Genomic DNA, 24,065 nt, shown 5'->3' on the forward strand with positions numbered 1-24,065 from the left:
CACACCTATAGTTACTTCGCTTCAGCGCAGCGGTAGGTCAGTCGACCTTTTTTACGGGGCGCAGGCCACTCACGCCCGCGACGATATGCGCTTCCAGCTCATCCGGCGAGAATTGCCATACCTTGTAGAAATTGGTTTCGGTGGGTTCCGGCAGCGGCAGTGAAATGCGCCAGGTCTTGCCGTCCAGATTTTGATATTCGGCGATCACGCCGATGTAACGTGCGTCCAATGTGCTTTGCCCACCGAGCTTTTTGCCGGTCTGGCCCGGCGTCAGGAAGAACTGATCGCTGTCCAGCAGGCTGTTGCCGAGCACGCTTTTGGCGTCGTTTTGCAGACTGAAAAAGTCGGCTTCCATGAATTCCGCATCCGAGCGCAGCAGCAGCACGCGAATTTTGATCGGCGCCGGTTGCGCGCCGGCGGCGGCGTTGACCTGGCGGTCAGCGTCGAAGACCAGGCTGTAACGCGCCGGCACGCTTTTCGCGGAAGACATGCAGCCGCCGAGCGCCAGCGCGCCCAGCAGCAGAAACAGCATCCCGCACCAGCGGGAAGCGATAGGGGTCGTCGTCATGGGAATCTCGTCGCCCGCAGGCGTGCTGACTACTGGAGGATCCAGGTGGCTGAGCCGGCGTTTTTGCACGCCTTGCTGTCGCCGCCGACTTTAACGCAGTCCTGCTTGGCGGCGCGCGCGCGGCGCGGCAGATCTTTGCGCAGCGTCGCTTTGTAGCGCGCTTCCGGCACGCCGGCGTTGGCCTGGATATACCCCACCAGATCGCCGCCGCGGATGGCGGAGATCGCCAGCCAGTTGTTTTCCACTTCGCCCAGCGCGAAGAACGCGGCGGCATTGTCCAGGCTACCGACGGCGGTGCCGGTATAATTCGGGCTGCTCATGATGCTGGCGGCGTACAGGCTGCGGTACTCCTCACCGATCGGTTTGAACTGTTTCGGCGCGCTCACCGCGGCGCGGTGCTTTAGCGTGACGCCGTTGACTTCACTGCTGACGATGGCGTCGTTATTGAGCGCCGGCGGCGGTGGCGGTGGGGTGGAGCAACCGGCAAGCGTCAGGGCGGTCAACAACGTCAGGGTAATCCGTGTTTTCACAATGTCCTCTTTTTCTTGATTGAATGGCTGTGTAATAAAGCGCCGTCATTAGGGCGCAAGCAGCAACACTTTTAATTGGCTCGGCACGATGCGCATGCCGAGCGCGTTGGTGGAGTTCTGCAGGCTGAGGCTGGTCAGCCGGGTGGCCGGGGTGCCTTTGAGCAGCACGGTAAAGGCGCCGGTCAGGTGGCGGGACGGCCCCATCACCGTGCCGGAAGCGACGCCGGTGGCCACGCCGGGGTTGTCGCCGTTGGTCAGGGGCGTCACCGTCGCCATGTTGTGCGCCGGGGTGCCGACGAACAGAATGTTGAACGCGTTCGGGATGGCGGTCGGCGCCAGGGCGATATCCGGGTAGGGAATGGGCACCGGCGCCGGGCTTGGCGTCAGACAGACGTCGGGAAACGCCAGGTCCACGCCGATCATTTGGCTGTTGGCAAACATAAAAGGTCTCCGCAAGGTTATCCGACGTGGATCTGTTCCGAATCGAGCTTGGTGATGTCTTTCGAGGTAATCAGCGTGTTGCGAGCATGAATGCGGGCGTAATCTTCCGCCTGATAATCCAGCTGCCCGGCGCGTACGTGCTCGGTCTGGCGCACTTTGCGAAACAGCGAGTGGCTGATCTGGCTGACCGAATGCCACAGTGACTCGCAGCGTTTGCCGACCAGGCGGCTGATGCTGACGAAAGCCGAGAGCTCTTCGCCGCTGTATTTCATCTTGTCGACGTGGCAGTCGCCGCTGTTTGCTTGCAGGGTCATGGCATCGCCGCTCAGGTTCAGCGCCTGCGTGCCGTGCAGCGACAGCGAGCCGTGCAGCGTTTCAATGTGCAGATCGCCTTCGACGCTCAGCCGCGCCGCGTTTTGCGGTTCCGCACGCTCGAGGACGGCGATCGCCCACAGCTGGTGGCCGCAACCGGCGACCAGCACGCTATCGCCGAGGGCCGGCGTCAGCAGGCAGCTGGCCGCACGGCGGCAATGCCAGCCGCGGCCTTCACATTCCACCACCAGGCTGCCGTCCGGCAACAGGTTGACGACCTGGCCGGCGGCCTGCTGGGGCGGCGCGATGTTGACGGCGCGAGTAGTGTTGACAACGCTCATGGTGATCCCCTCGTGAAGTGGTCAATACGTTCAAATGCGGCTTTGGCGCTGTGCGCTCCAGATTTCGGCGGCGTACAGCTCTTCGTCGCGCTCGAGAATGCCGCTGCGGTCGCCCCAGCGCGTTTGCTGCTGGTGGGCGCGGTGCATGCGGGTGCGCATGAAGCGCGCACGCCGGAAATCGGCGGCGCCGATGTCGGCATAACAAAAATCGGCGTAGGTCAGGTCGCTGTCGCTGAAATCACAGCGCGCCGCGCGGCTGTGCTGGAACACGCTCTGATACAGACGCGCCTGGTTGAAGTTGGCGGCGTCCAGCGTCGCTTCGCTGAAAATCGCCTGATCGAACTGCCCGCTGCGGCACTGCGCCTGAGTCAGGTTGGCCTCCAGCCACAGCGACTGCTGCGCCTGCACGCCCGTCAGGTTGGCGCGCCGCAGCGAAGCGCCCTTGAAGTTGCTTTGGCGCAGCGTCGCCTGGCTGAAGTCGACGTCGTCCAATTGGTTATCGGTAAACTGGCAGGCGATCAGGCGCTGCCCGGCGTAACTTTTGCCCCGGTGGTCGCATTCGAAAAACGTGACGCGGTCGAAATCTGCCCCTGCAAATTCTGTGTTACAGAGGGTTAAGCGAAAAAACGTGACAAGCGAAAGTCGGGCATGCTCCAACGTAGCGCCGTCGAGCGGGCTTTCGTAAAACGTGGTGCGATCGTGCTGAGTGGCGGAAAAGTTCGCGCCGGCCAATTGGCATGACATCCAGTGGCTTTGGGTGAGCGGCAGACGGCTGAAATCACCCTGTTCAAGCCGGCATTCGTTGAACATCGTCAGCTCGATATGACTCTCACTGAAGCGGCTGGCGGACATGGCGCACTGATTGAAGGCCGTTTGCTTGAGGTTCGCCCGAGTAAACAGAGCGTGCTCGAGCCGGCAATCGCTGAATACGCTGTCGCGCAGATCGCAATCGGAGAAGTCCACGCCGTTCAGGTTCAGGGCGTTGAACATTGCGCCGGCCAAATCCATACCCGCGAATGACAGGCCGTGCAAATCCTCACCGGAAATCGGTTCGCCGCGTTTCACACGCTGGCGTATCTGCTCTGGCGTTGAGGTCATACTTCTTTCCCGTTGTGGCGAGGCAATGTTTTCACTCTGGCGGTATAGGCATCGTCGAGCCGGGTCGCCTTGTCCACTTTCGACTGCGACAAATCGGCCCGGAACAGATTGGCGCCCTGCAGGTCGGCGCCTGACAGCACGCACTTTTGCAGGATCGCCGCAATAAAGTTGGCGTCGCGCAGGTTGGCGCGCGTCAGATCGCTGCGAATGAACAGGCTGCCGCTGCCGTTGGCCTGATTGAAGTCGGCCTCGTTCAGCCGCGTTTCCGACAGATCGCAATTGTTGAGGCGCGCGCGGCTGAAACTTGCCCGCTGCAACGGCATCTGACGCAAGTTGCACTGGTTCAGCGTCGCGTCGCTGAAATCCGCCTGGGGCAACAGCGTCTTTGCCGCAAAGGCGCAGGCCGTCAGGCGCGCGGCGCGGAAGCTGAGGTTTTGCGTTTCGGTATCAACCCAGGCGCAGCTTTCCAGCCGTGCCTGCTCGAATTTCACCGCCAGCAGCCGGCATTTGATGAAGCTGACTTTGTCGAGCCGGGCGTGACTGAATGTCAGTTGCTCCAGCTGCAGCTCCATCAGCGTAATGTTGGCCAACGTGGCGCGGCTGAAATCACACTGTCCGAGCAAGGTTTCGTACCCCAGCAAATCGCGTAAGGACGCCATCGTGAAGTCGCAGCGTTGAAACAACGTTTGTTGAATGTTGGTTTCATGCAGCTGCGCGCCGCCGAAATCCGTCGCTTCGCATTTCGCCAGGGCCAAAGAGGCGTGGCTCAGATCCGCCTGCTGCAAGACGGCACCGCAGAGATCGGCGCGCGCCAGCATTGCCTCGCGAAGGTCACAGCCCACCAACCGGGCTTGGCGCAGATTGGCGTTTTCCAGCAACGTGCCGCGCAAGGTGGCATGGCTGAGGTCCATGCCGGACAGATCGGCGCCGGTGAGGTCCAGGCCGCTGAGATCTTTATCGCGCTGCATGGCCGCGGTGACGCGTTGGCGAATGATCTGTGCCAGATCGCCGCTTAAACGCAGCGCCGGGCTTTGCGCCTGTGCCGACATTAAATACATTTGGTGCAGCGCGCGCTCGCTTTCCCCCAACTGCTTGTCGCTAAACGCGTCGGGGCGTTGACGCGCCTGTTGAAACAGCTGGTCGCGCTGCTGTTGGTAGCTTTCCGCGCCGGAAAGGTCGGCGGGGCCAGGGCCGCCAATATCAATGCCGTTTGCCTGCGCGTTATCGCGGATTTCACGGTAATGCGCTTCAGCGCGCTGTTCCATGCCCTCGACAAACTCGGCCAGCTGATCCAAAGCGGGCATAGGTTCAGCTGGCGGCGCGGCAAACATGTCGTCGATGTCTCGGCCTTCGCGCTGCAGACGTTGGCGGTGTTGTTCGCGTTGGTGATGCTCGTAGGCGGCGATGTTTTCCACCATCGGGCTTTGCTGCGTCGGCGTTTCCGTATCGAGCCAGGGGCCAATACAGCACTCCGGCAGCAAATCTTTTTCACGAAAAGCGTGCAGAGCGCCATGCTCTTTATCAAGCCGCCGATCGAGCACCTGCCGATAATGCGCGACGGTGCGGCTTTTACCCTCAATTTCCAGCGCCGGCATGAGCTGCATGACGTCTGCGGCATCGTCTTCATTGATGTGAAGGCTGCCCTGGTAGATCAACAGCATTTGTTCGCGATGGGGAAAGAACCACACGGTGGTGTGGCGCATCGCGACTTCCCCGAAATGCGCTTCGCCGCCGCGCAGCCGGTTAATGAAGCAGCGTGCGCGCCACGGCGGCAAACGGCCTTGCTGAACCGGCTCTGAAGGGTGCATGTTCCATATCCGGTAGGCAGCCTGAAGCGGCAAGCTGTCGCGTTGGGGAAACTGCTGATCGCTTTCTGCCATGTTGAACAGGCGCCAGTCGATATCGTTGGCGAAGCCGGGAAAACCGTGTTTCAACCAGTCGGCGTCGTAGTTTTTACCGATGCGTGAGAAGCGGCGCGGCCAGGTGATCTCCAACGCGTCAAAGCTTGCCGGCTGCGCGCTTTGCCGAGGAGACGCGAGGCGCTCCTGCAGCGGTTCAACATTGGGTAGGCGATGAATGCGGCCCTGCGGAAATGTTTCTGGAGTGGCGCCGATGCCGTGCGGATTATCGGCGAACTGAGCCCCGCCGTAAGCCCGGCGCCAGTCCAGACGCATTTCTGCAAAAGGGAGAGGAGAGGAGGGGCGATCGTTGATCCAATGACGATCGCCGAAAACCACCAGCGTTTTCTCCAGCGAATCAAGCTGGATCTTCACGGCGCAGGCGGTTTTGTCTTGTTGATGGTGGGTGTAAGCGTTGCCGGTGGCGAGAAACTCCGCACAGGCTTTCGGAATAGCCAAATCGAGCACGCCGCCGCTCAGCGTAAGTTCGTCGGCGGCCAACTGCCACAGCTCCGGTTCGGGGCGCAGGCGCGGGGAAGCCCCCATGTCGGCCAAGGCCAAAATGGAAACGCCCAGATGATTTTGCCCTTGCCAAGAGAAGGGGCGATGAAGCGCGCTGAGGCGCAGAGGTTTTACGACTTTCATTGTGTGTGTAAAGCTTCCTGTGGATATCAGCCGGCAGCCAGGCTGCTTGCTCAAAAACAATCCGTTTTTCGGTTTAATAGATATCAGGCTATGTCACAACAGATGAAGAAAACGATGCGGCGTCCAGAGCCGATCGCGAATGCGGGGAGCATTTCCTCGCGTCAAAGGGATTATCAAGAGGACAGTGCGTTGTCCTTCCCGCTTATTTTACGAGCCAGCAGTACGACGGCGACGGACAATGCCGCGGCGATCGCCTTGGCGGTAAATTGGCCTGTGCTCTCCAGATGATAGGGGGCAAAAAAGCCGACGCCGGCGGTGCCCAGAATCAGCAGCGCGGCGAGCGGGGCAAAACAGCACAGTTCTATCGCCAGCGCCAGTCTGCCGGGGGCCGCCGCACCCAGGTAACCCATCAAAAAACCGGGCAAAATCAGGAACCCGATCAGCTCCGCGGGCGCGTTCACCGCAGACATCACCTGCTGGTTGTACTTCAGGATCGCCAGCATCAGTGCGACAAAGATCAGCAACCGGACGGACAATGCCGCCGTTCTGCCCGCGGGTAAGACGGTCTTGCAAATGGCGGCGATCAATACGCCGCCAACCAGGATGCCTAAGAAGGTAAACAGGATTTGTCCCCAGAGGCTGTCCTGAGTCGAAAAGGCAATAAACGCGCCCATCGTGACACTTCCTTATGCAAGGTAATTTAGCGAGCTGATGGACGACAAGTCGTTTTCACAACGTTGAAATCGGATCGCGTTGATTGAAAAGGTTCTTTTCGCTCAAAGTCGGGATAACTCTTCGATCACCGCTTTTTTGGGGTTCTTGGGATCGTACTTTATCGCGGTGAAATGACCCGGCTGATAACGCGGCAGATCAACGACGCTGATCGGGCCTTTCGCGACGGCCGTATGGTTTTTTCCGTCTTGGGCGATGTATTTGACTTCCACTTCGCAGACCGGCCGATTCCCGTCCCACAGGTTGGTCTGGCGGATGCTGACGATTTGCCCGGAGGCGGAAACTCCGTTCTCCATCACGCTGAGAGAGGAACCGATGTGTTTGAAATAGCCCCAGATATCGACCGTGATGAATTTGAAAAAACCCACCAGGCTGAGAATAGGGGCCAATAAAATCAAACCGATTACGGTGAAGATATTTTTGGCTTTGGACATGGGCATCCCTACTTATAAAAAGATCGCCAGCGCCTTGCTGCTCAATCGCAAAGAACCGTTGGTTATTAAGGCCCCAAGCTGCGTGAACGTCATGGGATCGTTGCTTAGCTTGAAATTGGTTTTGCTGATCGAAAGCGGGTTATGGGAAACATCGAACATCGTGTGCTTGACGCTCAGCCCCGTTAAGGCAAGGTTGGCGCCTATCGCGGTCCACTTATAGCCGTGGCAGTTATCTTTCCAGGTGGGCGCCGAAATAGACACGCCGTCCTCACTGGTAATGCTGATGGTTTTTGCCGTGATGGTCAGCGAACCGCTAATGGTCGTTTGCTGATCGTTTTTGTAGGTTTCTTTGACATTCCCCGTGATGTCGGTGGTCTGGCCGCCGGCCTCCACCGTCAGCGTCTGACCGCCTGCGGTGACGGTAGTGGTTTGCCCGCCGGCGGTGATGGTGGTGTGCTGCCCGCCGGAGGTGATGTTGACCGTCTGCCCCTTGTTGATGGTGTTGGTCTGTTGCCCCTCGGTAATGTCGAGGGTCTGGTCGCCCTTCACCGTGACATGCTGGGTTTGCGTAATGTTTTGCGTCTGCGCGCCGTCAAGCTTGAAGGACTGATTGCCGGTGATGTCGATCTTATCGCCGCCGTCGATAATCGTCAGGGCGCGGCCGCCTTTGATGTTCACCGTCTGGTGAGCGTTCAGGTTGGCGGTTTCCAGCCCATCGACGGTGGTGGTGCGTTTCGCTTTGTACAGGAACGTGGCGTCGCCGGTGACGGTATCGTTCTGCTGGCGACCGATGGTGGTGGTGCGACTGCCGTCAATATTGACGTTCTTGTCGTTTTCCACCGTCATGTTCATGTTGCGTTCGGCGTGCATGTCGAAAGATTCGTTGCCGGGCGAGTCTTCCAGGAACAGGAAGCTGGCATTGTCGACGCCGCCGCCTTTGCTGCGGCTCATAAAGCCCATTTTGGTGGCGTCGCCGGGCAGATCCCAAGGCGGCATGCTGTCTTCGTTGTAAACGCGGCCGGTGATGATGGGGCGATCCGGATCGCCGTTGATAAAGTCGACCACCACTTCCTCACCCACGCGCGGGATTTGGATCCCGCCGTATTTCCAGCCGGCCCAGGCGCTGGAGACGCGCACCCAGCAGGAGCTGGTTTCATTGCCGCTGCCGTGGCGATCCCAACGGAACTTGAGTTTCACCCGGCCATATTTATCGGTCCAGATGCTTTCGCCTTCCGGGCCAACCACTTCGGCGGTCTGCGGGCCATGGGTTTTCGGCCAGGGTGTGGTGCGCGCCGGGCGCCAGTTGATGTCCGCCGGCACCACCTGAAATTCGGTATGTTGTTCGCCAACGTCGTTATCGTTGCTGGCGTAGCTGTTTTCCTGCATGAAGTAACGCGCGCTGACCACCAGATAGGCGCGGTTGTCTTCCATGCGCGGCGCCTGGATCAGCTGAAAACGGTAGCCGGGCGCAATGCCCTGCGAACTGCCTTCGCCGCTCATCTGCTCATGCTGCGCTTCGAACTCCTGTTGGCGCACCTTGACGTAAAACTGGCCGTGGGCGTGATCGGTATAACGCCCGGGCCAGTCGAACACCTCGGCTTTATCCTGTGCGAACGAGGCGGGATTCTGCCGGGCCTCGAGCAACCGCGCGCGCGGTTTGCGAAAATCGTAGTCATCCAGGCTATACAGGCTGGGCGTGATGGCGTCCGAGACGCTCCAGCTGTTGATGCTGTCCTTGTTTTCCACCAGACCGCCTTCCGCGAGCTGATAGGGGATGCTGGCATAGCCGGCGAGTTCCTGATGCGCCGCCGGCGCGTCGGCCAGCACCAGCGTATGGCCGTCCTGCTGGTGCGTGAAATAGTAATAGATGCCTTCATGTTCCATCAGACGACTGATGAAATCGAAATCGCTCTCCTGATACTGCACGCAGTACCCCCAGATGCGGTAGTCGTAACTCAGACGGTTATCGATCTTCACCTGATACTGCCCCAGCACCTGGGTCAGGATGTCGGGAACGGTCTTTTCCTGATAGATGCGAAAATCGCGGTTTTGCGTCAGGTACCACAGCGTGGGGCGCAGCACGGCGCGGTAGATATAGTAGCGGTTGCCGCCGGCTTCTCGTCCGGAGAGGGTCATACGCGTGATATTGCCGTTGAGATAACGCGGGGCCATCGGGTTGCCCCGCAGCTCCAGCGTGATTTTTTGTCCCAGCAGCGATTTCAGATCGAGGCGATTGTCAGGGCTGAGCAGCTCGACGTCGAACTCGAACAGCCCGGCCAGTCTTTCCTCACCGGAAAGGCTTCTGAACAACAGCTGATAGGCGGGCAAAGGTGTGTGCGCAATGATAAGGCGATCCATACTATATCCCCGGTTTAGGCATAGCTACCGCACGAGATTTGACGCGCGATCCCGATGGCGTATCTGTCACGAATTGAGACAGGGGCTGACGAAAGATTTAACAAAGTTTACACAAAGGCACGATTTGTGCAGTCTACAATAGAGCTCTGCATTTGCAAAATAGCCTTGTGGATCAATGCTCAATTCGTTAACTCGCTCACGATCTGGTTTTTTATTATCTAAAACATATGGATACGAGCAGATCTTTTTTTATCCAAAATTATTGGGAAAATGGTAATACCAAATAATAAATCTGTAACACTTAAGTCAACGTGTTTATAAAACAACTCTTTTTTTCCGTGAAAAAAGTCACTGAGTATTTTTTATCCTTACCATTCGTTAGTTAAAGATGATCAAATATATAAATTTACCGAATGTTAATTCGGATGATTCCTATTTGGCCTGCGTGAAAAGCCCGCGGTGCGGGCCTCCGACGGTGAGTCTGAATGGTTGATAAAGCAGCAATTGATGCGGTTAGCGCGGAAGGGGATCGAGGGAAAGTCGGCTTATCAGGTCACAGAGCCAGATTAAGGCCGGGTCGCGTTGCGCCTGTCGGCCGGCGATCAGCTCAATGGGGAAAGGCGCGATGGCCAACTCCTCAGGCAGCGGGAGAATGCGTACGCGTTGCGGATCGGAAAAACGCCGGGCCACGCTGGCGGCCAGGGTGGCGATCAGATCGCTGTCGGCGACCACCGCCGGCAGGGCGACAATGTGTGAAAAGGTCACGGCGACGCGCCGCTGGCCGCCGATTTCCGCCAGGCGGCGGTCGACCAAGCCTCTGGCGGAGCCGTCGTCAGCCGGCGCGTACAGCCCGTGCGGCAGGCTGAGGTAGCGGGCCAGATCCCAGCGGCCATCCGCCAATTGCGGGTGTGAACGGCTGGCGATACAGACCAGATGCTCTTCAAACAACGTGCGCACATAGTGACTTTCCGCCCCGGAAAGATGCCCTCCCAGCGCGACATCCACCTCCCCGCTATCCAATTGACGGTAAATATTGCGGCGATCCAGACGCGAAACGCGAATATCGATGCCGGGTGCCGCCTGACGCAAACGGCTGATGATGGCGGGCAGCAGCAAGATATCCGCATAGTCGCCGGCGGCCAGCGTAAAACGCCGCTGCCCGGCGGTGGCCGGATCGAAACGGGCAGGGGGCGCCAACGCCAGATGGATTTGCTCAAGCACCCGCTGTATCTGCGGCATAAGCTGGTGGGCGCGCGGCGTGGGCGCCATGCCGCCGCCGCTGCGGACAAACAGCGGATCGTTGAGCAGAATGCGCAGTCGCGCCAATGCATTGCTGACGGAAGGTTGCGCGCGGTTAAGACGCCGGCCCGCGGCGGTGACGTTACGAGTCTGATACAGCGCTTCAAACACCACCAGTAAATTGAGATCGACGTTGGCTAAATTCATTTTATGAATACTCTATATACAGATAATCCATTTCCAGAATCTTACAGCGTTCCCTAGGCTGGTAGCACACGAATTTAGCCTTCAATCAGGGGAAATGATGAACAAAGTGTTAATCACCGGCATTGAGCCGTTCGAGGGTGACGCGGTGAACCCTTCCTGGCAGGTCGCGCAGGCATTGGCCGGAGAGCGTATCGCCGGCGCGGAGATCGCGGTGCTCGAGTTGCCGTGCGTATTGGGCGTGGCCAACCAGCAGCTGATCGCGGCGATTGAGGCATTGCAGCCGCTGGCGGTGATCTGTCTGGGGCTGGCCGGCGGCCGAGCCGAAATATCCCTGGAACGGGTAGCCATCAATTTGATCGATGCCCGCATTCCCGACAATGCCGGTAAACAGCCGATTGACGTGCCGGTGGTTGCCGGCGGGCCGGTGGGCTATTTCAGTACGCTGCCCGTCAAGGCCGCGGTGCAGCAACTGCGCCGGCAGGGGATCCCGGCGGGCGTTTCTTACACGGCGGGCACCTATAACTGCAACCATATTTTTTATGGTCTGCGTCACTATCTGGAGACGCGGCATTCGCGGGCCAGGGGCGGATTCGTGCACATTCCGTACAGCCATGAACTGGCGGCGGCGCATCCGGGCAAGCCGAGTATGGCGCTGGCGACGATGGTGGAAGCGGTGCGCACTCTCGTGCAGGTGACGCTCACGGTAGAGGAGGATGTGCAATTCGGCGACGGTGCCGTGCATTGACAAGCAGGGCGTGGCGCGCCACGCCCTGATGCGCGTTATTCGTCAGCGACGCGGATCACCAATTTGCCGAAGTTTTTGCCCTGCAGCAGGCCGATAAAGGCCTGCGGCGCCTGCTCCAGTCCATCGACGATGTCCTCGCGGAACTTGATCTTTCCTTGCTCGACCCAACTGCTCATCTGTTGCAGGAATTCATCAAAGCGTGAACCGTAATCGTCGAAGATGATAAAGCCCTGCATGCGGATACGTTTACGTAAGATCAGCCCTTCCAGCAACGGTAAGCGGTCCGGCCCGGCGGGTAACCCGGTGGCATTGTAATGGGCGATGATGCCGCAGACCGGAATGCGCGCTTTGGCGTTCAACAGCGGCAACACGGCGTCGAATACGGCGCCGCCGACGTTCTCATAATAGATGTCGATGCCCTGCGGACAGGCGGCGGCCAGCTGTTCGGCAAAGTCGGGGGCACGGTGATCGATACAGGCGTCGAAACCCAACTCTTCCACCACATAGCGGCATTTGTCCGCACCGCCGGCAACGCCGACGACGCGGCAGCCTTTCAGTTTGCCGATTTGGCCGACCACTGAACCGACCGCGCCGCTGGCGGCGGCGACCACCAGCGTTTCACCCGCCTGCGGTTGGCCGATATCGAGCAGCCCCATGTAAGCGGTAAAACCGGGCATGCCCAGCACGCCGAGCAGGCGGGAAGGGTGCGGCAAGTGTGGGCCGAGATTGCGCAGGCCGCTGCCGTCGGACAGCGCGTAATCCTGCCAACCGTCATAGCCCAATACCCAATCGCCGACGTTGAAATCGGGATGCTGTGAGGCCGCCACGCGAGATACCGTTCCGCCCACCATGACCTGACCGATTTCCACCGGCGGCGCGTAGGAGGGTGCATCGCTCATGCGTCCGCGCATATAAGGATCCAACGACAGATATACGGTGCGCAGCAGCAGCTGGCCGGCCTCGGGTTGTGGCACGGCGACCGTGTCGAGGCGGAAATTCGCCGCCGTCGGTTCGCCGTGCGGACGCGAGGCCAGCAGAAAGCGGCGGTTCTGTTGAGAAGGGGACATCGAAAGCTCCTTTGTGTTGCGACAAACAAGGTTCGTTAAGCCTAGTCCAGGGGCACCAAGGCAACGTTACCGAATGTGCTTAGCCTCAGAGCGGAACGATCAGCACGTCGATATGGCTGATGTTGATGAAGCGGGCGGCGGAACAGGAGACTTTGTTCATCATGCTGTCGCGGTGATTGCCGCAGAGCAGCAGGTCGAACGGCTGACGGCGGCTGGCGAATTCCAGGCTGTCGCCAAGCTCGCCATGCACGATAAGGGTATCGGCGATCGGGTAGCCGGCGCGTTGGCGCAGTTCCTCCATAAACAGCCGGGTTTCCTCTTCCATCAGCGTGCGCAAATCGGCCAGCATCGGCCCGGCGAAATTATTGTACATTTCCGGATTGGCGAGGGTGCTTAACAGGGTGATGTTGCCGCCGTAGGGGCGGACGATAGAGACGGCCTTTTCCACCAGGCGATGGCTGTCAGGCGCGACGGCGACGGTAACCAGAACGTTTTGATACCCCATATTCCACTCCTTGTTGCATCCGTCGTGTTTCAGGCTGCCGCGTCGGGGCCTTGGATGAAATGCTGCGCTCGGATAAAGGGTAGAACCTGGCGGGGGGAATAAATGTGTTTCGCATCACGCGCGGCAATAAAAGCTGAGTTTGCTCCGGTTATATAGCAATAAAAGATAAAACCGTTGCCGCACGTAATTTCACTGAATTAAAGCACCTGCGCCCACAGCGTTTTCGGCACCTTGCCCAGATCGAACAATTTACCGGCAACCAGCTCGGCGCGACGGTGGTCGGCAGCACGGTACATATTGCTCATTTCTGTATCGTTTTCAATGGAATAGTTCAGTTTGTCGTACACCTTCTCCAGGCTGTCCAAAGAGGAGCATTTACGGAATGTCAGCAGATATTCGAGCGTATCGGTCATGATTAAAATATAGCCTGTTAATAGTTAAAGCCGGGTGAATAACACATAGCGGCTCACGGCGACGCCGTCGAGGCAGCGATGTACGACCTGACAAAAATCATTTCAAGTGAATAAATTGCACTGGGTAATAATGTGACGCCGCCCGTGGCGGCGCTGGGATAAATCATAATATGCAAGTGCGCCATCAGCAATCTCATCCTGCTGATAAATGAAGAAATAGGGAAAGTCTCAGGGCGATGCGTCACGAACGAGAAGCTTAAGCGTCGACGTTTCGCTGCATGCAAGCGCGCGAAGCCGCGCTCGCTCTCCTTTGGCGGCGTTTTTTTCACCTGTCCGCAGGGCGCTCGCAGCACGAGGCGATGTATGTTGCCGCTGTCGGCATTGAAACTACGCCTGTTTGGCCTGCGCGATTATGGCAAGTAAAACAAAACTGCGTTTTATTTTATTGCAATGAAACGATGGGGCGCGGGAATTTTAATAACGTCTGGAACGGCGTGGTAATTAATGCGCCGGCAAAAAAGAAATAAAAAAACGCTAAAGCTTTAGGATGTGCTGCCGATATGTCGTTTTGGGGCAATTTAACGTTAAAAAAACATTCTTGCGCCGCGCTAATACGGAAACATATCGTTACGTCTATTGGCTTGTTCACTACGCCAGCGAATCATTGATAAGCCATAATCACCTGATGTTGAAAATTAGAACAACCCTCTGCGGAGGGTTTAAGTCAAATCCGATAGCTAATAACCTTATAGTTTACATTGGTTATTTTTCACCTGGGATATTTTTTAGCGGCTAAAATGGTTATTTATACTAAGATTGTTGCCTATATGCAGATTTTTGTTCTGTTATTTTGGTTTGGTGATGGTTTTGTTCGAATTGATCTAAAAAAGATAATTTTTTGGCTGATAAACATTGTTTTTAAGACGTTTTTTTACCTAAGGCGATTTTATGAGCAAAATGCGGGTCATAAAATGTGCGAATTTAGGGGTATTTGGCTTAATTATTTTTTATTTTTGTGATCTATGTCACATTGTATTTAAAATTGCCTCTCACTTACATTGTGTGTGCTAATGGTTCGGGGGTAGAGTTGCGCTGCTTTAGGAATAATCTTATTAAATTTGTAAAAATAGTTTCATGGTGACTAAACACTATCGAAGCAGAATGCTGTACATCCATACACGTTGGTTTACGCTCGTAGCAAATACTGAACAGTGGTCGAATTTAGCGATTGGCGAAAATTATAGCAGTCGTTTTTGAGAGATTAATTTGCCAACTTTGGGAAACAACCCAGGTCACGGGCGATAAAATTTATCACCCAGCGTATGTTTTTAAACATAGTCTGTCGGGATGGGGAATATGGGTACGTCTGAATTACTTAAGCATATTTATGACATCAATTTGTCATATTTACTTTTAGCACAGCGTTTGATCAACGATGAAAAAGCGTCCGCGATGTTCCGCCTTGGTATTGATGAGACCATGGCCGATGCGTTGGCGCAGCTGACTTTGCCGCAAATGGTCAAACTGGCCGAGACCAACCAGCTGGTTTGCCACTTCCGCTTTAACGATCACCAGACCATCGAACGCCTGACCAAAGAGTCGCGCGTCGACGATCTGCAACAAATCCATACCGGCATTTTGCTATCAAGCCATTTACTGCAAGAGCTATCGAGTAAAGACGCTAGCCCGACGAAGAAAAGAGCCTGATGATGGTTGAGAAAAGCATTGTTCAAGAAGCCAAGGACATTCAGCTCGCCATGGAGCTGATTTCGCTGGGGGCCCGTTTGCAGATGCTGGAGAGTGAAACCCAGCTCAGCCGCGGGCGCTTGATTAAACTTTACAAGGAGTTGCGCGGCAGCCCGCCGCCAAAAGGAATGTTGCCGTTCTCAACCGACTGGTTTATGACTTGGGAACAGAATATTCATTCCTCGATGTTTTATAACGCCTACCTGTTTCTGATGAAAAGCGGACAGTGCAGCGGGGTGGAAGCGGTGATCAAAGCCTATCGCCTCTACCTGGAGCAGTGCCCGCAGCAGGCCGGCGAGGCGCCGTTGCTGGCGTTGACCCGCGCCTGGACGCTGGTGCGCTTCGTCGACAGCGGCATGTTGCAGCTCTCCGCTTGCAGCTGCTGCGGCGGCGCATTTATCACCCACGCGCACCAGCCGCTGAACGGTTTCATCTGCAGTTTATGCCAACCCCCATCCCGCGCCGTAAAAAGACGTAAACTTTCGCCGCAACTGGCCGATATTATTCCTCAACTGCTGGACGAGCAGGTCAAACGCGCCATTTGAGCCGCCACGTTGCCGGCTCTCGGCAATGAATACCGACGTGTGATACGCAGGGGCGGCATGCCGCCCCCAGACATGCAGCCTGGTCTGTCGCGCCAGGGCGCGTTTGCCCCACCTTCCATCCACATTGTTAATTTAAGGAATGCGTGTGCTAGTTATTTTGGGTTATCTCGTGGTATTGGGTGCGGTGTTTGGCGGCTACCTGATCGTGGGCGGTCATCTCGGTGCGTTATATCAGCCGGCGGAGTTTCTGATTATCGGCGGGGCGGGGGTCGGCGCTTTCATCGTCGGCAACAACGGCAAGGCGATCAAAGCGACGCTGCGCGCCCTGCCGCGCCTGATGCGCCGTTCCAAATACAACAAAGATCTGTATATGGATCTGATGGCGTTGCTGTTCCGTCTGCTGGCCAAATCGCGTCAGCAGGGCATGCTGTCGCTCGAGTTCGATATCGATAATCCGCAAGAAAGTGAAATTTTCTCTAATTATCCGCGCATCCTTGCCGATAACACCCTGGTGGAGTTCATTACCGACTATTTACGGCTGATGGTGAGCGGCAATATGAATGCGTTCGAGATCGAAGCGCTGATGGACGAAGAGATCGAAACCTACGAGCAGGAAAGCGAAGTGCCCGCCGGCAGTCTGGCGATGGTGGGCGACTCCTTGCCGGCGTTCGGCATCGTCGCGGCGGTGATGGGGGTGGTGCACGCCCTGGCTTCGGCTGACCGTCCGGCCGCTGAACTGGGCGCGCTGATCGCTAACGCCATGGTCGGTACTTTCCTCGGCATTTTGCTGGCCTACGGCTTCATCTCGCCGCTGGCGACGTTGCTGCGTCAGAAGAGCGCCGAAAACGTCAAGATGATGCAGTGCATCAAAGTCACGCTGTTGTCGAGCCTGAACGGTTACGCGCCGCAGATCGCGGTCGAGTTCGGCCGTAAAACGCTGTATACCACCGAACGTCCTTCTTTCGTTGAGCTGGAAGAACACGTGCGCCGCGTGAAAGCGCCGGCGCAGCAGGCGACGGAAGAAGAAGAAGCATGAAACAGAATCATCCGGTCGTTTTGGTCAGAAAGCGCAAGTCGCATCATGCCGCCCATCACGGCGGCTCCTGGAAGATCGCTTATGCCGACTTTATGACGGCGATGATGGCGTTCTTCCTGGTGATGTGGCTGCTGGCGATCGCCAGCCCGCAGGAGCTGACGCAAATCGCCGAATACTTCCGCACGCCGCTCAAGGTTGCCCTGACCAGCGGCGACAAGAGCAGTTCCGAAAGCAGCCCCATTCCTGGCGGCGGCGACGATCCAACGCAACAGCATGGCCTGGTGAAAAAACAGGTCGATTCGCCGGACTCGCGCGCCGAAGAGCTGCGCCTGAACAAGCTGCGCGAAAAGCTGGATGAGTTGATTGAGTCCGATCCGCGCCTGAAGGCGCTGCGTCCACATCTGTTGATCAACATGATGGACGAAGGGCTGCGCATCCAGATTATCGATAGCCAGAACCGGCCGATGTTCAAAACCGGCAGCGCGCAGGTCGAGAGCTACATGCGCGATATTCTGCGCGCGATAGCGCCGATCCTTAACGACTTGCCGAACAAAATCAGCCTGTCCGGCCACACCGATGACATCCCTTACGCCACCGGCGAACGCGGCTACAGCAACTGGGAACTGTCGGCCGATCGCGCCAACGCGTCGCGTCGCGAGCTGATCGCCGGCGGCCTGGCGGAAGGCAAAGTGCTGCGGGTGGTAGGCATGGCGGCCACCATGAGCCTGAAACAGCATGGCGCCGATGATGCGATTAACCGCCGCATCACCGTGCTGGTGTTGAACAAGCAAACGCAAGAGGGCATCGAGCACGAAAATGCCGAAAGCAACGCGCTGGATATTGCCCAGCCGGACAGCCTGAAGCAGCTGGCGCCGTCGGCGACCGCGCCGGCCAGCCAAACGCCGGAATCCTCGACGACAGCCCCGGAACCCGCGGCACCAACGCCGAACGCTCCCCCGCAGGCGTCCCCGGCGATAGCCCCGGCCGACCAGGCGCCGGAACCACCGGCGGCCGCACCCGCACCGACTAACCGCGACTCACAGCCAGAGGTGACCCCGTGAGCATGGACATTAGCGATTTTTATCAGACCTTCTTTGATGAGGCGGACGAGTTGCTGGCCGACATGGAGCAACACCTGCTGGAGCTGGATCCGCTGGCCCCCGATATCGAGCCGTTGAACGCCATCTTCCGCGCGGCGCATTCGATCAAGGGCGGCGCGGCGACCTTTGGTTTTTCGGTGCTGCAGGAAACCACCCACCTGCTGGAGAACCTGCTGGACGGTGCAAGACGCCAGGAAATGAGCCTGAGCACCGAGATTATCAACCTGTTTCTGGAAACCAAAGACATTATGCAGGAGCAACTGGACGCCTATAAAACCTCGCAACAGCCTGACGCTGAAAGCTTTGAATACATTTGCCAGGCGCTGCGTCAGCTGGCGTTGGAAGCGCAACAGCAGCAGGAGGCGCCTGCGGCTCAACCCGCCGTTCAGCAGCCGGTCGCTCAGCCATCGGCCGCGCCGGCGGCGATCGAAGGCGGCATGCGCATCAGCCTGAACGGGCTGAAAGCCAGTGAAATCCCCTTGATGTTGGAAGAGCTGGGCAACCTCGGCGAAGTTAAAGACCCGCATCAGACGGAACACAGCCTGGACGTGACGTTGCTCACCTCCGCCAGCGAAGACGACATCAGCGCCGTGCTGTGCTTCGTGCTGGAACCGGAACAAATCAGCTTCTCGACGCCGACGCAAAGCGCGCCGGCCGTCGCGGAGGCGAACTTGCCGGAGACGGTCGCTGCGCCGGAACCGGCGCCAGCGCCGAACGCCAGCGCTGCGCTGCCTGCCGCCAAACCTGCGGCCGCAGCGGCCGAAGCGCCGAAAGCACGCGCCAAGGCGAGCGAATCCACCAGCATTCGCGTAGCGGTGGAAAAGGTGGATCAGCTGATCAACCTGGTGGGCGAGCTGGTGATCACCCAGTCGATGCTGGCGCAACGTTCCGGCACGCTGGATCCGGTGAACCACGGCGATCTGCTGAACAGCATGAGCCAGCTGGAGCGTAACGCACGCGATCTGCAGGAGTCGGTGATGTCGATCCGCATGATGCCGATGGAATACGTCTTCAGCCGCTACCCACGTCTGGTGCGCGATCTGGCCGGCAAGCTGAACAAACAGGTGGAGCTGACGCTGCAGGGCAGCTCGACCGAACTGGATAAGAGCCTGATCGAACGGATTATTGACCCGTTGACGCACCTGGTGCGCAACAGCCTCGATCACGGTATCGAAGAGCCGGCCACCCGCATCGCCGCCGGCAAGTCGGCGGTGGGCAATCTGGTGCTGTCGGCCGAACACCAGGGTGGCAACATCTGTATTGAGGTCATCGACGACGGCGCCGGTCTGAACCGCGAAAAAATTCTCGCCAAGGCCGCTTCGCAAGGGCTGGCGGTGAGCGACAGCATGAGCGACGAAGAGGTCGGCATGCTGATCTTCGCGCCGGGCTTCTCCACCGCCGAGCAGGTGACCGACGTTTCCGGCCGCGGCGTCGGCATGGACGTGGTGAAAAGAAATATTCAGGAGATGGGCGGCCACGTCGAGATCCGTTCGCAGGCCGGTAAAGGCACCACCATCCGCATTCTGCTGCCGTTGACGCTGGCGATCCTCGACGGCATGTCGGTCAAAGTGAACGACGAAGTCTTTATTCTGCCGCTGAACGCGGTGATGGAATCGCTGCAGCCGCAGGCGGAAGACTTGCACCCGCTGGCCGGCGGCGAACGCGTGCTGCAGGTGCGCGGCGAATACCTGCCGCTGGTGGAACTGTATCGGGTATTCGAAGTGGAAGGCGCCAAAACCGACGCCACCCAGGGCATTGTGGTGATCCTGCAAAGCGCCGGCCGCCGCTATGCGTTGCTGGTAGATCAGCTGATTGGCCAGCATCAGGTGGTGGTGAAGAATCTGGAAAGCAACTACCGCAAAGTGCCGGGCATTTCCGCCGCGACCATTTTGGGCGACGGCAGCGTGGCCTTGATCGTCGATGTCTCGGCGTTGCAAACCTTGAACCGTGAAAAGCGTCTGACGGACGCCGCCGCATAATAATGAGTTTATTGATTTAAAAGGTGAATGATATGGCAGGATTGGCAGCCGTCAGCAAATTGGCTGGCGAAACGGTAGGGCAAGAGTTTCTGATTTTTACCCTGGGCAACGAGGAGTACGGCATCGACATCCTCAAGGTGCAGGAAATTCGCGGCTACGATCAGGTGACCCGCATCGCCAACACCCCGGCGTTCATCAAGGGCGTCACCAACCTGCGCGGCGTGATTGTTCCCATCATCGATCTGCGGGTGAAATTCTCCCAGCAGAGCGTTTCCTACGATGAGAACACCGTGGTGATCGTGTTGAACTTTGGCCAGCGCGTGGTGGGCATCGTGGTTGACGGCGTCTCCGACGTGCTGTCATTGACCGCCGAGCAGATCCGTCCGGCGCCGGAGTTCGCGGTGACCCTGGCGACCGAATACCTCACCGGCCTCGGTTCGCTGGGCGAGCGCATGTTGATCCTGGTGGATATCGAAAAGCTGCTGAGCAGCGAAGAGATGTCGCTGGTCGACAGCGTGGCGAAAAGCGTCTGATCCAAGACTCAAGGGGGCAGGGCGCTGCCCCCTTCAACCTTCACGTTCCCTGACCTGTCGCGATGCCGCCCGCCGCGCCCGGAACCCCTACTAAAAATAGTTACTTTCCCGCATAAAGTTTTGCCGCGCTGCGCCGATAACTCTCACATTCAACGTCATCAGAGCCTGTCTGCGCGGGCTTCAACAAGGGAAATCATGTTAAATCGTATGAAGGTGGTCACCAGCCTGTTGCTGGTGTTGGTGCTGTTTGGCGCCTTGCAGTTGATTTCGGGCGGACTCTTTTTCTCCTCGCTGAAAAGCGATAAGGAAAACTTTACCGTCCTGCAAACTATTCGTCAGCAGCAGCTGCAGCTGAGCGAAAGCCGCGTTGACCTGCTGCAGGCGCGCAACTCCCTGAACCGTGCCGGTATTCGCTACATGATGGATACCAACAAGATCGGCAGCGGCGCCACCATTGATGAACTGCTGGCCAAGGCGAAGGAAGAGCTGGGCGAAGCGGAAAGACACTATGCCGCGTACGAGAAAATCCCTCAGGACCCGCGTCAGGATCCTCAGGCGGCGGAACGCCTCAAGCATCAGTACGATGTGCTGTACGGCGCGCTCTCCGAGCTGATCCAACTGCTGGGCGAAGGCAAAATCAACGCGTTCTTCGATCAACCTACGCAGAGTTACCAGGACAACTTTGAGCAGAGCTACAACGTTTACCTGGAGCAAAACGGCAAGCTGTACCAAATCGCGGTCGACGGCAGCAACAGCTCATACAACTCGGCCATCTGGACGCTGATCGTGATCCTGGTGGTGGTGCTGGCGGTGATCGTACTGGTCTGGACTGGTATCCATCACATCCTGGTACGCCCGCTGAACCGCATGATCGAGCACATCAAACAGATCGCCGCCGGCGACCTGACTCAGCAGATCGTCGTCAACAGCCGCAACGAAATGGGCGTGCTGGCGGCCAGCCTGAAACACATGCAAGGCGAACTGATTGAAACCGTCAGCGGCGTGCGCCAGGGCGCAGACGCCATCTACAGCGGCGCGTCCGAAATCGCCGCGGGCAACAACGATCTCTCTTCCCGCACCGAGCAGCAGGCCGCGTCGCTGGAAGAGACCGCCGCCAGCATGGAACAGCTGACCGCGACGGTGAAACAGAACGCCGAAAACGCGCGTCAGGCTTCGCAACTGGCGCTGAGCGCCTCTGAAACCGCGCAGAAAGGCGGCAAGGTCGTGGCTAACGTGGTGCAGACCATGCATGACATCGCCGGCAGCTCGCAGAAGATCGCCGATATCACCGGCGTGATCGACGGCATTGCCTTCCAGACTAACATCCTGGCGCTGAACGCCGCGGTGGAAGCGGCGCGCGCCGGCGAACAGGGCCGTGGCTTCGCGGTGGTGGCCGGTGAAGTGCGTAACCTGGCGCAGCGCAGCGCACAGGCGGCGAAAGAGATCAAAGGCCTGATCGAAGATTCGGTCAGCCGCGTCGATATGGGTTCCGTGCTGGTCGAGAGCGCCGGGGAAACCATGGGCGACATCGTCAACGCCGTCACCCGCGTGACCGACATCATGGGCGAAATCGCCTCGGCGTCGGACGAGCAGAGCCGCGGCATCGATCAGGTTGGCCAGGCGGTGGCGGAAATGGACCGCGTCACCCAGCAGAACGCCTCGTTGGTGGAAGAATCCGCCTCGGCGGCGGCGGCGCTGGAAGAACAGGCCAGCATGCTGACCCAGTCGGTAGCGGTATTCCGTCTGAGGCAGGAAGGCCAGGAAGAATTTAAAGCGCCTGTCACCAGCAAGGCGACGGTAACACCGGTAATCAATCATAAGAAAATGAACGCCAGCGATCTGCAGGATAACTGGGAAACGTTCTGACCGGTATCGGGCCTCTCTCGCAGAGGCCCTTTTCCCTACGTAGGCCGGTCGCCGGCCGGCTGCAAGGAGGTTCAAGTGTTTAACCGAATCCGTATCTCTACCAGCTTATTCCTGTTGTTGATGACCTTCTGCGTTCTGCAGTTGGCCAGCAGCGGCCTGTCGTATTCCGCGTTTCGCTCCGATAACCACAACCTCGACATCATCACCCTCGGCAGCCAGCAGCGCGATTCGCTCAGCCTGAGCTGGGTGTCGCTGTTGCAGGCGCGCAATACGCTGAACCGCGCCGGCACCCGCGCGGCGCTGAAACTGCCGCAGGAGCAGGTGAACGAGCTGATGAGCAACGCCCGCAGTTCGCTGCAGAAGGCCGATCTCTATTTCAATCAGTTTATGGCGGTTGAACGCAGCAGTGAACAGCAGAACCAGCAGACGGCTACCACCAAGGCCAGCTACGAGCGGCTGCGCGGCGCGCTGCGCGAGCTGATCGGTTTCCTGGAAAAGGGCGAGCTGCAGGCGTTTATGGATCAGCCGACGCAGAAAACCCAGGACCTGTTCGAGGCCGACTTCGTGCAGTACCTGCAGTTGGTGAACGGTGACATCAGCGAGGCCAGAGACGCTAATCAGTTCTCCTTCACGCTGGCGGGCCTGATGCTGGCGGGGGCGGTATTGATGCTGATCGTGGTGACCGGCAGCGCCATGTGGTGGTTGCGCACCATGCTGATACAGCCGCTGAACCAAATCCGCAGCCACTTTGAACGCATCGCCGCCGGCGATCTGGCGACGCCGATTCAGGTGTACGGCCGCAATGAAATCAGCATGCTGTTCGCCAGCCTGCAACGCACGCAGCAGTCGCTGATCGGCACCGTCGGCGCGGTGCGCGACGGGGCGGAGTCGATTCTGATCGGCCTGCAGGAGATCGCCGAAGGCAACAACGATCTCTCTTCCCGCACCGAGCAGCAGGCCGCGTCGCTGGAAGAAACCGCCGCCAGCATGGAACAGCTGACCGCGACGGTGAAACAGAACGCCGACAATGCGCGGCAGGCGTCTCAGCTGGCGCGTGACGCCTCGGCCACCGCGGCCAAGGGCGGCGAACTGGCCGGTGACGTGGTCACCACCATGCACGATATCGCCAACAGTTCGCAGAAAATCGGCGCCATCACCAGCGTGATCGACGGCATCGCCTTCCAGACCAACATTCTGGCGCTCAATGCGGCGGTGGAAGCGGCGCGCGCCGGCGAACAGGGGCGGGGTTTCGCGGTGGTCGCCGGTGAAGTGCGCAACCTGGCGAGCCGCAGCGCGCAGGCGGCGAAAGAGATCAAGGTGCTGATCGACGAATCGGTCAGCCGCGTCAAACACGGCTCGGTGCTGGTGGAAAACTCCGGCGCCACCATGCAGGACATTGTGCGTTCGGTAACTCGCGTGACCGACATCATGGGCGAGATCGCGTCGGCTTCGGATGAACAAAGCCGCGGCATCGAACAGGTGACGCAGGCGGTGACCCAGATGGACCAGGTTACCCAGCAGAACGCTGCGCTGGTGGAAGAGTCCGCTTCTGCCGCCACCGCGCTGGAAGAGCAGGCCATTACCCTGGCCGACGCGGTCGCGGTATTCCGTCTGGCGGACGATAACGTCGTCGCGCCAGGTAACAGCAACAACGCAGTTTCACCCGTGGTAAAGGAAGCCCAAGATTGTTAAACCGCATAAACAGCACGTTTTTCTCCGGTGAGGCG

Annotated in this window: 23 protein-coding genes; 10 read left to right on the top strand and 13 right to left on the bottom strand. The window is 58.4% G+C overall.

Translation table 11 applies throughout. The features are described 5' to 3' along the window. Positions 1-37: 37 nt before the first annotated feature. The 10 genes from tssJ to J0X03_RS08995 all read right to left on the bottom strand — a co-directional run bounded on the left by tssJ (position 38) and on the right by J0X03_RS08995 (position 10,803). The gene (gene tssJ, locus J0X03_RS08950; protein WP_033643551.1) at positions 38-568 is read right to left on the bottom strand and encodes a type VI secretion system lipoprotein TssJ; all 531 of its coding nucleotides are present in this window, start codon (positions 566-568) and stop codon (positions 38-40) included. Between the two features lie 29 nt (positions 569-597). Next, complete coding sequence (tagV, locus tag J0X03_RS08955) at positions 598-1,098, bottom strand: type VI secretion system accessory protein TagV (protein ID WP_160204381.1); 501 nt, start codon at positions 1,096-1,098, stop codon at positions 598-600. 48 nt (positions 1,099-1,146) lie between these two features. Then, positions 1,147-1,539 carry a DUF4150 domain-containing protein gene (locus J0X03_RS08960; RefSeq protein ID WP_033643549.1) on the bottom strand — a complete coding sequence of 131 codons (393 nt, stop codon included), beginning with the start codon at positions 1,537-1,539 and terminating at the stop codon, positions 1,147-1,149. A 17-nt stretch (positions 1,540-1,556) separates the two neighbouring features. Continuing rightward, positions 1,557-2,192, bottom strand: coding sequence for a DUF3540 domain-containing protein (locus tag J0X03_RS08965; RefSeq protein WP_129992907.1), 636 nt, complete (start codon positions 2,190-2,192; stop codon positions 1,557-1,559). Between the two features lie 30 nt (positions 2,193-2,222). Further along, the gene (locus tag J0X03_RS08970) at positions 2,223-3,290 is read right to left on the bottom strand and encodes a pentapeptide repeat-containing protein (RefSeq protein ID WP_046687343.1); all 1,068 of its coding nucleotides are present in this window, start codon (positions 3,288-3,290) and stop codon (positions 2,223-2,225) included. Further along, positions 3,287-5,833, bottom strand: a complete 2,547-nt coding sequence (locus J0X03_RS08975) for a DUF2169 family type VI secretion system accessory protein (protein WP_160204380.1) — start codon at positions 5,831-5,833, stop codon at positions 3,287-3,289. The genes J0X03_RS08970 and J0X03_RS08975 overlap by 4 nt, the downstream gene beginning before the upstream one ends. Before the next feature lie 173 nt (positions 5,834-6,006). Next, positions 6,007-6,507 carry a hypothetical protein gene (locus J0X03_RS08980; RefSeq protein WP_060660577.1) on the bottom strand — a complete coding sequence of 167 codons (501 nt, stop codon included), beginning with the start codon at positions 6,505-6,507 and terminating at the stop codon, positions 6,007-6,009. Between the two features lie 102 nt (positions 6,508-6,609). Next, complete coding sequence (locus J0X03_RS08985; RefSeq protein WP_033643543.1) at positions 6,610-6,999, bottom strand: DUF3592 domain-containing protein; 390 nt, start codon at positions 6,997-6,999, stop codon at positions 6,610-6,612. A 12-nt stretch (positions 7,000-7,011) separates the two neighbouring features. Beyond that, entirely contained in the window at positions 7,012-9,357 is a 2,346-nt protein-coding gene (locus tag J0X03_RS08990; RefSeq protein WP_047574740.1) for a type VI secretion system Vgr family protein, read from the bottom strand. A gap of 513 nt (positions 9,358-9,870) precedes the next feature. Next, the gene (locus tag J0X03_RS08995; RefSeq protein ID WP_033643541.1) at positions 9,871-10,803 is read right to left on the bottom strand and encodes a LysR family transcriptional regulator; all 933 of its coding nucleotides are present in this window, start codon (positions 10,801-10,803) and stop codon (positions 9,871-9,873) included. A gap of 97 nt (positions 10,804-10,900) precedes the next feature. Here J0X03_RS08995 and pcp point away from each other — a divergent pair, with 97 nt between their 5' ends. Continuing rightward, positions 10,901-11,548 (top strand): pyroglutamyl-peptidase I, encoded by a 648-nt coding sequence (gene pcp, locus J0X03_RS09000; protein WP_033644303.1) that lies wholly within the window; start codon positions 10,901-10,903, stop codon positions 11,546-11,548. Positions 11,549-11,583: 35 nt separating this feature from the next. Here the strand turns inward: pcp and J0X03_RS09005 are convergent, their stop codons facing one another. From J0X03_RS09005 to ydgT, 3 genes are all read right to left on the bottom strand, one after another. Continuing rightward, a complete protein-coding gene (locus J0X03_RS09005) occupies positions 11,584-12,615 on the bottom strand; it encodes an NADP-dependent oxidoreductase (protein ID WP_033650857.1) in 1,032 nt (343 codons plus the stop codon). Between the two features lie 85 nt (positions 12,616-12,700). Beyond that, positions 12,701-13,120, bottom strand: a complete 420-nt coding sequence (gene uspC, locus J0X03_RS09010) for a universal stress protein UspC (RefSeq protein WP_033650858.1) — start codon at positions 13,118-13,120, stop codon at positions 12,701-12,703. A gap of 197 nt (positions 13,121-13,317) precedes the next feature. Continuing rightward, positions 13,318-13,533: a transcription modulator YdgT gene (ydgT, locus tag J0X03_RS09015; RefSeq protein ID WP_004934895.1), complete on the bottom strand. Its 216-nt coding sequence runs from the start codon at positions 13,531-13,533 to the stop codon at positions 13,318-13,320. A 278-nt stretch (positions 13,534-13,811) separates the two neighbouring features. Between ydgT and J0X03_RS09020 the strand changes: the two genes are divergently transcribed. From J0X03_RS09020 to J0X03_RS09060, 9 genes are all read left to right on the top strand, one after another. Next, positions 13,812-14,060, top strand: a complete 249-nt coding sequence (locus J0X03_RS09020) for a hypothetical protein (protein ID WP_142002616.1) — start codon at positions 13,812-13,814, stop codon at positions 14,058-14,060. 829 nt (positions 14,061-14,889) lie between these two features. Then, the gene (flhD, locus tag J0X03_RS09025; protein ID WP_033643537.1) at positions 14,890-15,240 is read left to right on the top strand and encodes a flagellar transcriptional regulator FlhD; all 351 of its coding nucleotides are present in this window, start codon (positions 14,890-14,892) and stop codon (positions 15,238-15,240) included. Next, complete coding sequence (gene flhC, locus J0X03_RS09030; RefSeq protein ID WP_016927281.1) at positions 15,240-15,824, top strand: flagellar transcriptional regulator FlhC; 585 nt, start codon at positions 15,240-15,242, stop codon at positions 15,822-15,824. The genes flhD and flhC overlap by 1 nt, the downstream gene beginning before the upstream one ends. Positions 15,825-15,969: 145 nt before the next feature. Then, positions 15,970-16,860: a flagellar motor stator protein MotA gene (gene motA / locus J0X03_RS09035; RefSeq protein ID WP_015378266.1), complete on the top strand. Its 891-nt coding sequence runs from the start codon at positions 15,970-15,972 to the stop codon at positions 16,858-16,860. Beyond that, on the top strand, positions 16,857-17,921 hold the full coding sequence (motB, locus tag J0X03_RS09040) for a flagellar motor protein MotB (RefSeq protein WP_033643536.1): 1,065 nt from the start codon (positions 16,857-16,859) through the stop codon (positions 17,919-17,921). Before motA ends, motB begins: the two co-directional genes overlap by 4 nt. Beyond that, positions 17,918-19,939, top strand: a complete 2,022-nt coding sequence (cheA, locus tag J0X03_RS09045; protein ID WP_060660580.1) for a chemotaxis protein CheA — start codon at positions 17,918-17,920, stop codon at positions 19,937-19,939. The genes motB and cheA overlap by 4 nt, the downstream gene beginning before the upstream one ends. Before the next feature lie 32 nt (positions 19,940-19,971). Beyond that, positions 19,972-20,472, top strand: coding sequence for a chemotaxis protein CheW (gene cheW, locus J0X03_RS09050; RefSeq protein ID WP_025303271.1), 501 nt, complete (start codon positions 19,972-19,974; stop codon positions 20,470-20,472). Positions 20,473-20,667: 195 nt separating this feature from the next. Continuing rightward, on the top strand, positions 20,668-22,338 hold the full coding sequence (gene tsr, locus J0X03_RS09055) for a methyl-accepting chemotaxis protein (protein WP_033643534.1): 1,671 nt from the start codon (positions 20,668-20,670) through the stop codon (positions 22,336-22,338). A 75-nt stretch (positions 22,339-22,413) separates the two neighbouring features. Continuing rightward, on the top strand, positions 22,414-24,030 hold the full coding sequence (locus J0X03_RS09060) for a methyl-accepting chemotaxis protein (RefSeq protein ID WP_033643533.1): 1,617 nt from the start codon (positions 22,414-22,416) through the stop codon (positions 24,028-24,030). Positions 24,031-24,065: the final 35 nt, after the last annotated feature.

Source organism: Serratia ureilytica (assembly GCF_017309605.1).
GTDB classification, from domain to species: Bacteria; Pseudomonadota; Gammaproteobacteria; order Enterobacterales; family Enterobacteriaceae; genus Serratia; species Serratia ureilytica.

What these genes read in the sequence shown, in the direction of transcription:
- tssJ (WP_033643551.1), bottom strand. Translation starts at nt 568, where the DNA reads ATGACGACGACCCCTATCGCTTCCCGCTGGTGCGGGATGCTGTTTCTG.
- J0X03_RS08960 (WP_033643549.1), bottom strand. Translation starts at nt 1,539, where the DNA reads ATGTTTGCCAACAGCCAAATGATCGGCGTGGACCTGGCGTTTCCCGAC.
- J0X03_RS08965 (WP_129992907.1), bottom strand. Translation starts at nt 2,192, where the DNA reads ATGAGCGTTGTCAACACTACTCGCGCCGTCAACATCGCGCCGCCCCAG.
- J0X03_RS08970 (WP_046687343.1), bottom strand. Translation starts at nt 3,290, where the DNA reads ATGACCTCAACGCCAGAGCAGATACGCCAGCGTGTGAAACGCGGCGAA.
- J0X03_RS08975 (WP_160204380.1), bottom strand. Translation starts at nt 5,833, where the DNA reads ATGAAAGTCGTAAAACCTCTGCGCCTCAGCGCGCTTCATCGCCCCTTC.
- J0X03_RS08980 (WP_060660577.1), bottom strand. Translation starts at nt 6,507, where the DNA reads ATGGGCGCGTTTATTGCCTTTTCGACTCAGGACAGCCTCTGGGGACAA.
- J0X03_RS08985 (WP_033643543.1), bottom strand. Translation starts at nt 6,999, where the DNA reads ATGTCCAAAGCCAAAAATATCTTCACCGTAATCGGTTTGATTTTATTG.
- J0X03_RS08990 (WP_047574740.1), bottom strand. Translation starts at nt 9,357, where the DNA reads ATGGATCGCCTTATCATTGCGCACACACCTTTGCCCGCCTATCAGCTG.
- J0X03_RS08995 (WP_033643541.1), bottom strand. Translation starts at nt 10,803, where the DNA reads ATGAATTTAGCCAACGTCGATCTCAATTTACTGGTGGTGTTTGAAGCG.
- pcp (WP_033644303.1), top strand. Translation starts at nt 10,901, where the DNA reads ATGAACAAAGTGTTAATCACCGGCATTGAGCCGTTCGAGGGTGACGCG.
- J0X03_RS09005 (WP_033650857.1), bottom strand. Translation starts at nt 12,615, where the DNA reads ATGTCCCCTTCTCAACAGAACCGCCGCTTTCTGCTGGCCTCGCGTCCG.
- uspC (WP_033650858.1), bottom strand. Translation starts at nt 13,120, where the DNA reads ATGGGGTATCAAAACGTTCTGGTTACCGTCGCCGTCGCGCCTGACAGC.
- ydgT (WP_004934895.1), bottom strand. Translation starts at nt 13,533, where the DNA reads ATGACCGATACGCTCGAATATCTGCTGACATTCCGTAAATGCTCCTCT.
- J0X03_RS09020 (WP_142002616.1), top strand. Translation starts at nt 13,812, where the DNA reads ATGCAAGCGCGCGAAGCCGCGCTCGCTCTCCTTTGGCGGCGTTTTTTT.
- flhD (WP_033643537.1), top strand. Translation starts at nt 14,890, where the DNA reads ATGGGTACGTCTGAATTACTTAAGCATATTTATGACATCAATTTGTCA.
- flhC (WP_016927281.1), top strand. Translation starts at nt 15,240, where the DNA reads ATGATGGTTGAGAAAAGCATTGTTCAAGAAGCCAAGGACATTCAGCTC.
- motB (WP_033643536.1), top strand. Translation starts at nt 16,857, where the DNA reads ATGAAACAGAATCATCCGGTCGTTTTGGTCAGAAAGCGCAAGTCGCAT.
- cheW (WP_025303271.1), top strand. Translation starts at nt 19,972, where the DNA reads ATGGCAGGATTGGCAGCCGTCAGCAAATTGGCTGGCGAAACGGTAGGG.
- tsr (WP_033643534.1), top strand. Translation starts at nt 20,668, where the DNA reads ATGTTAAATCGTATGAAGGTGGTCACCAGCCTGTTGCTGGTGTTGGTG.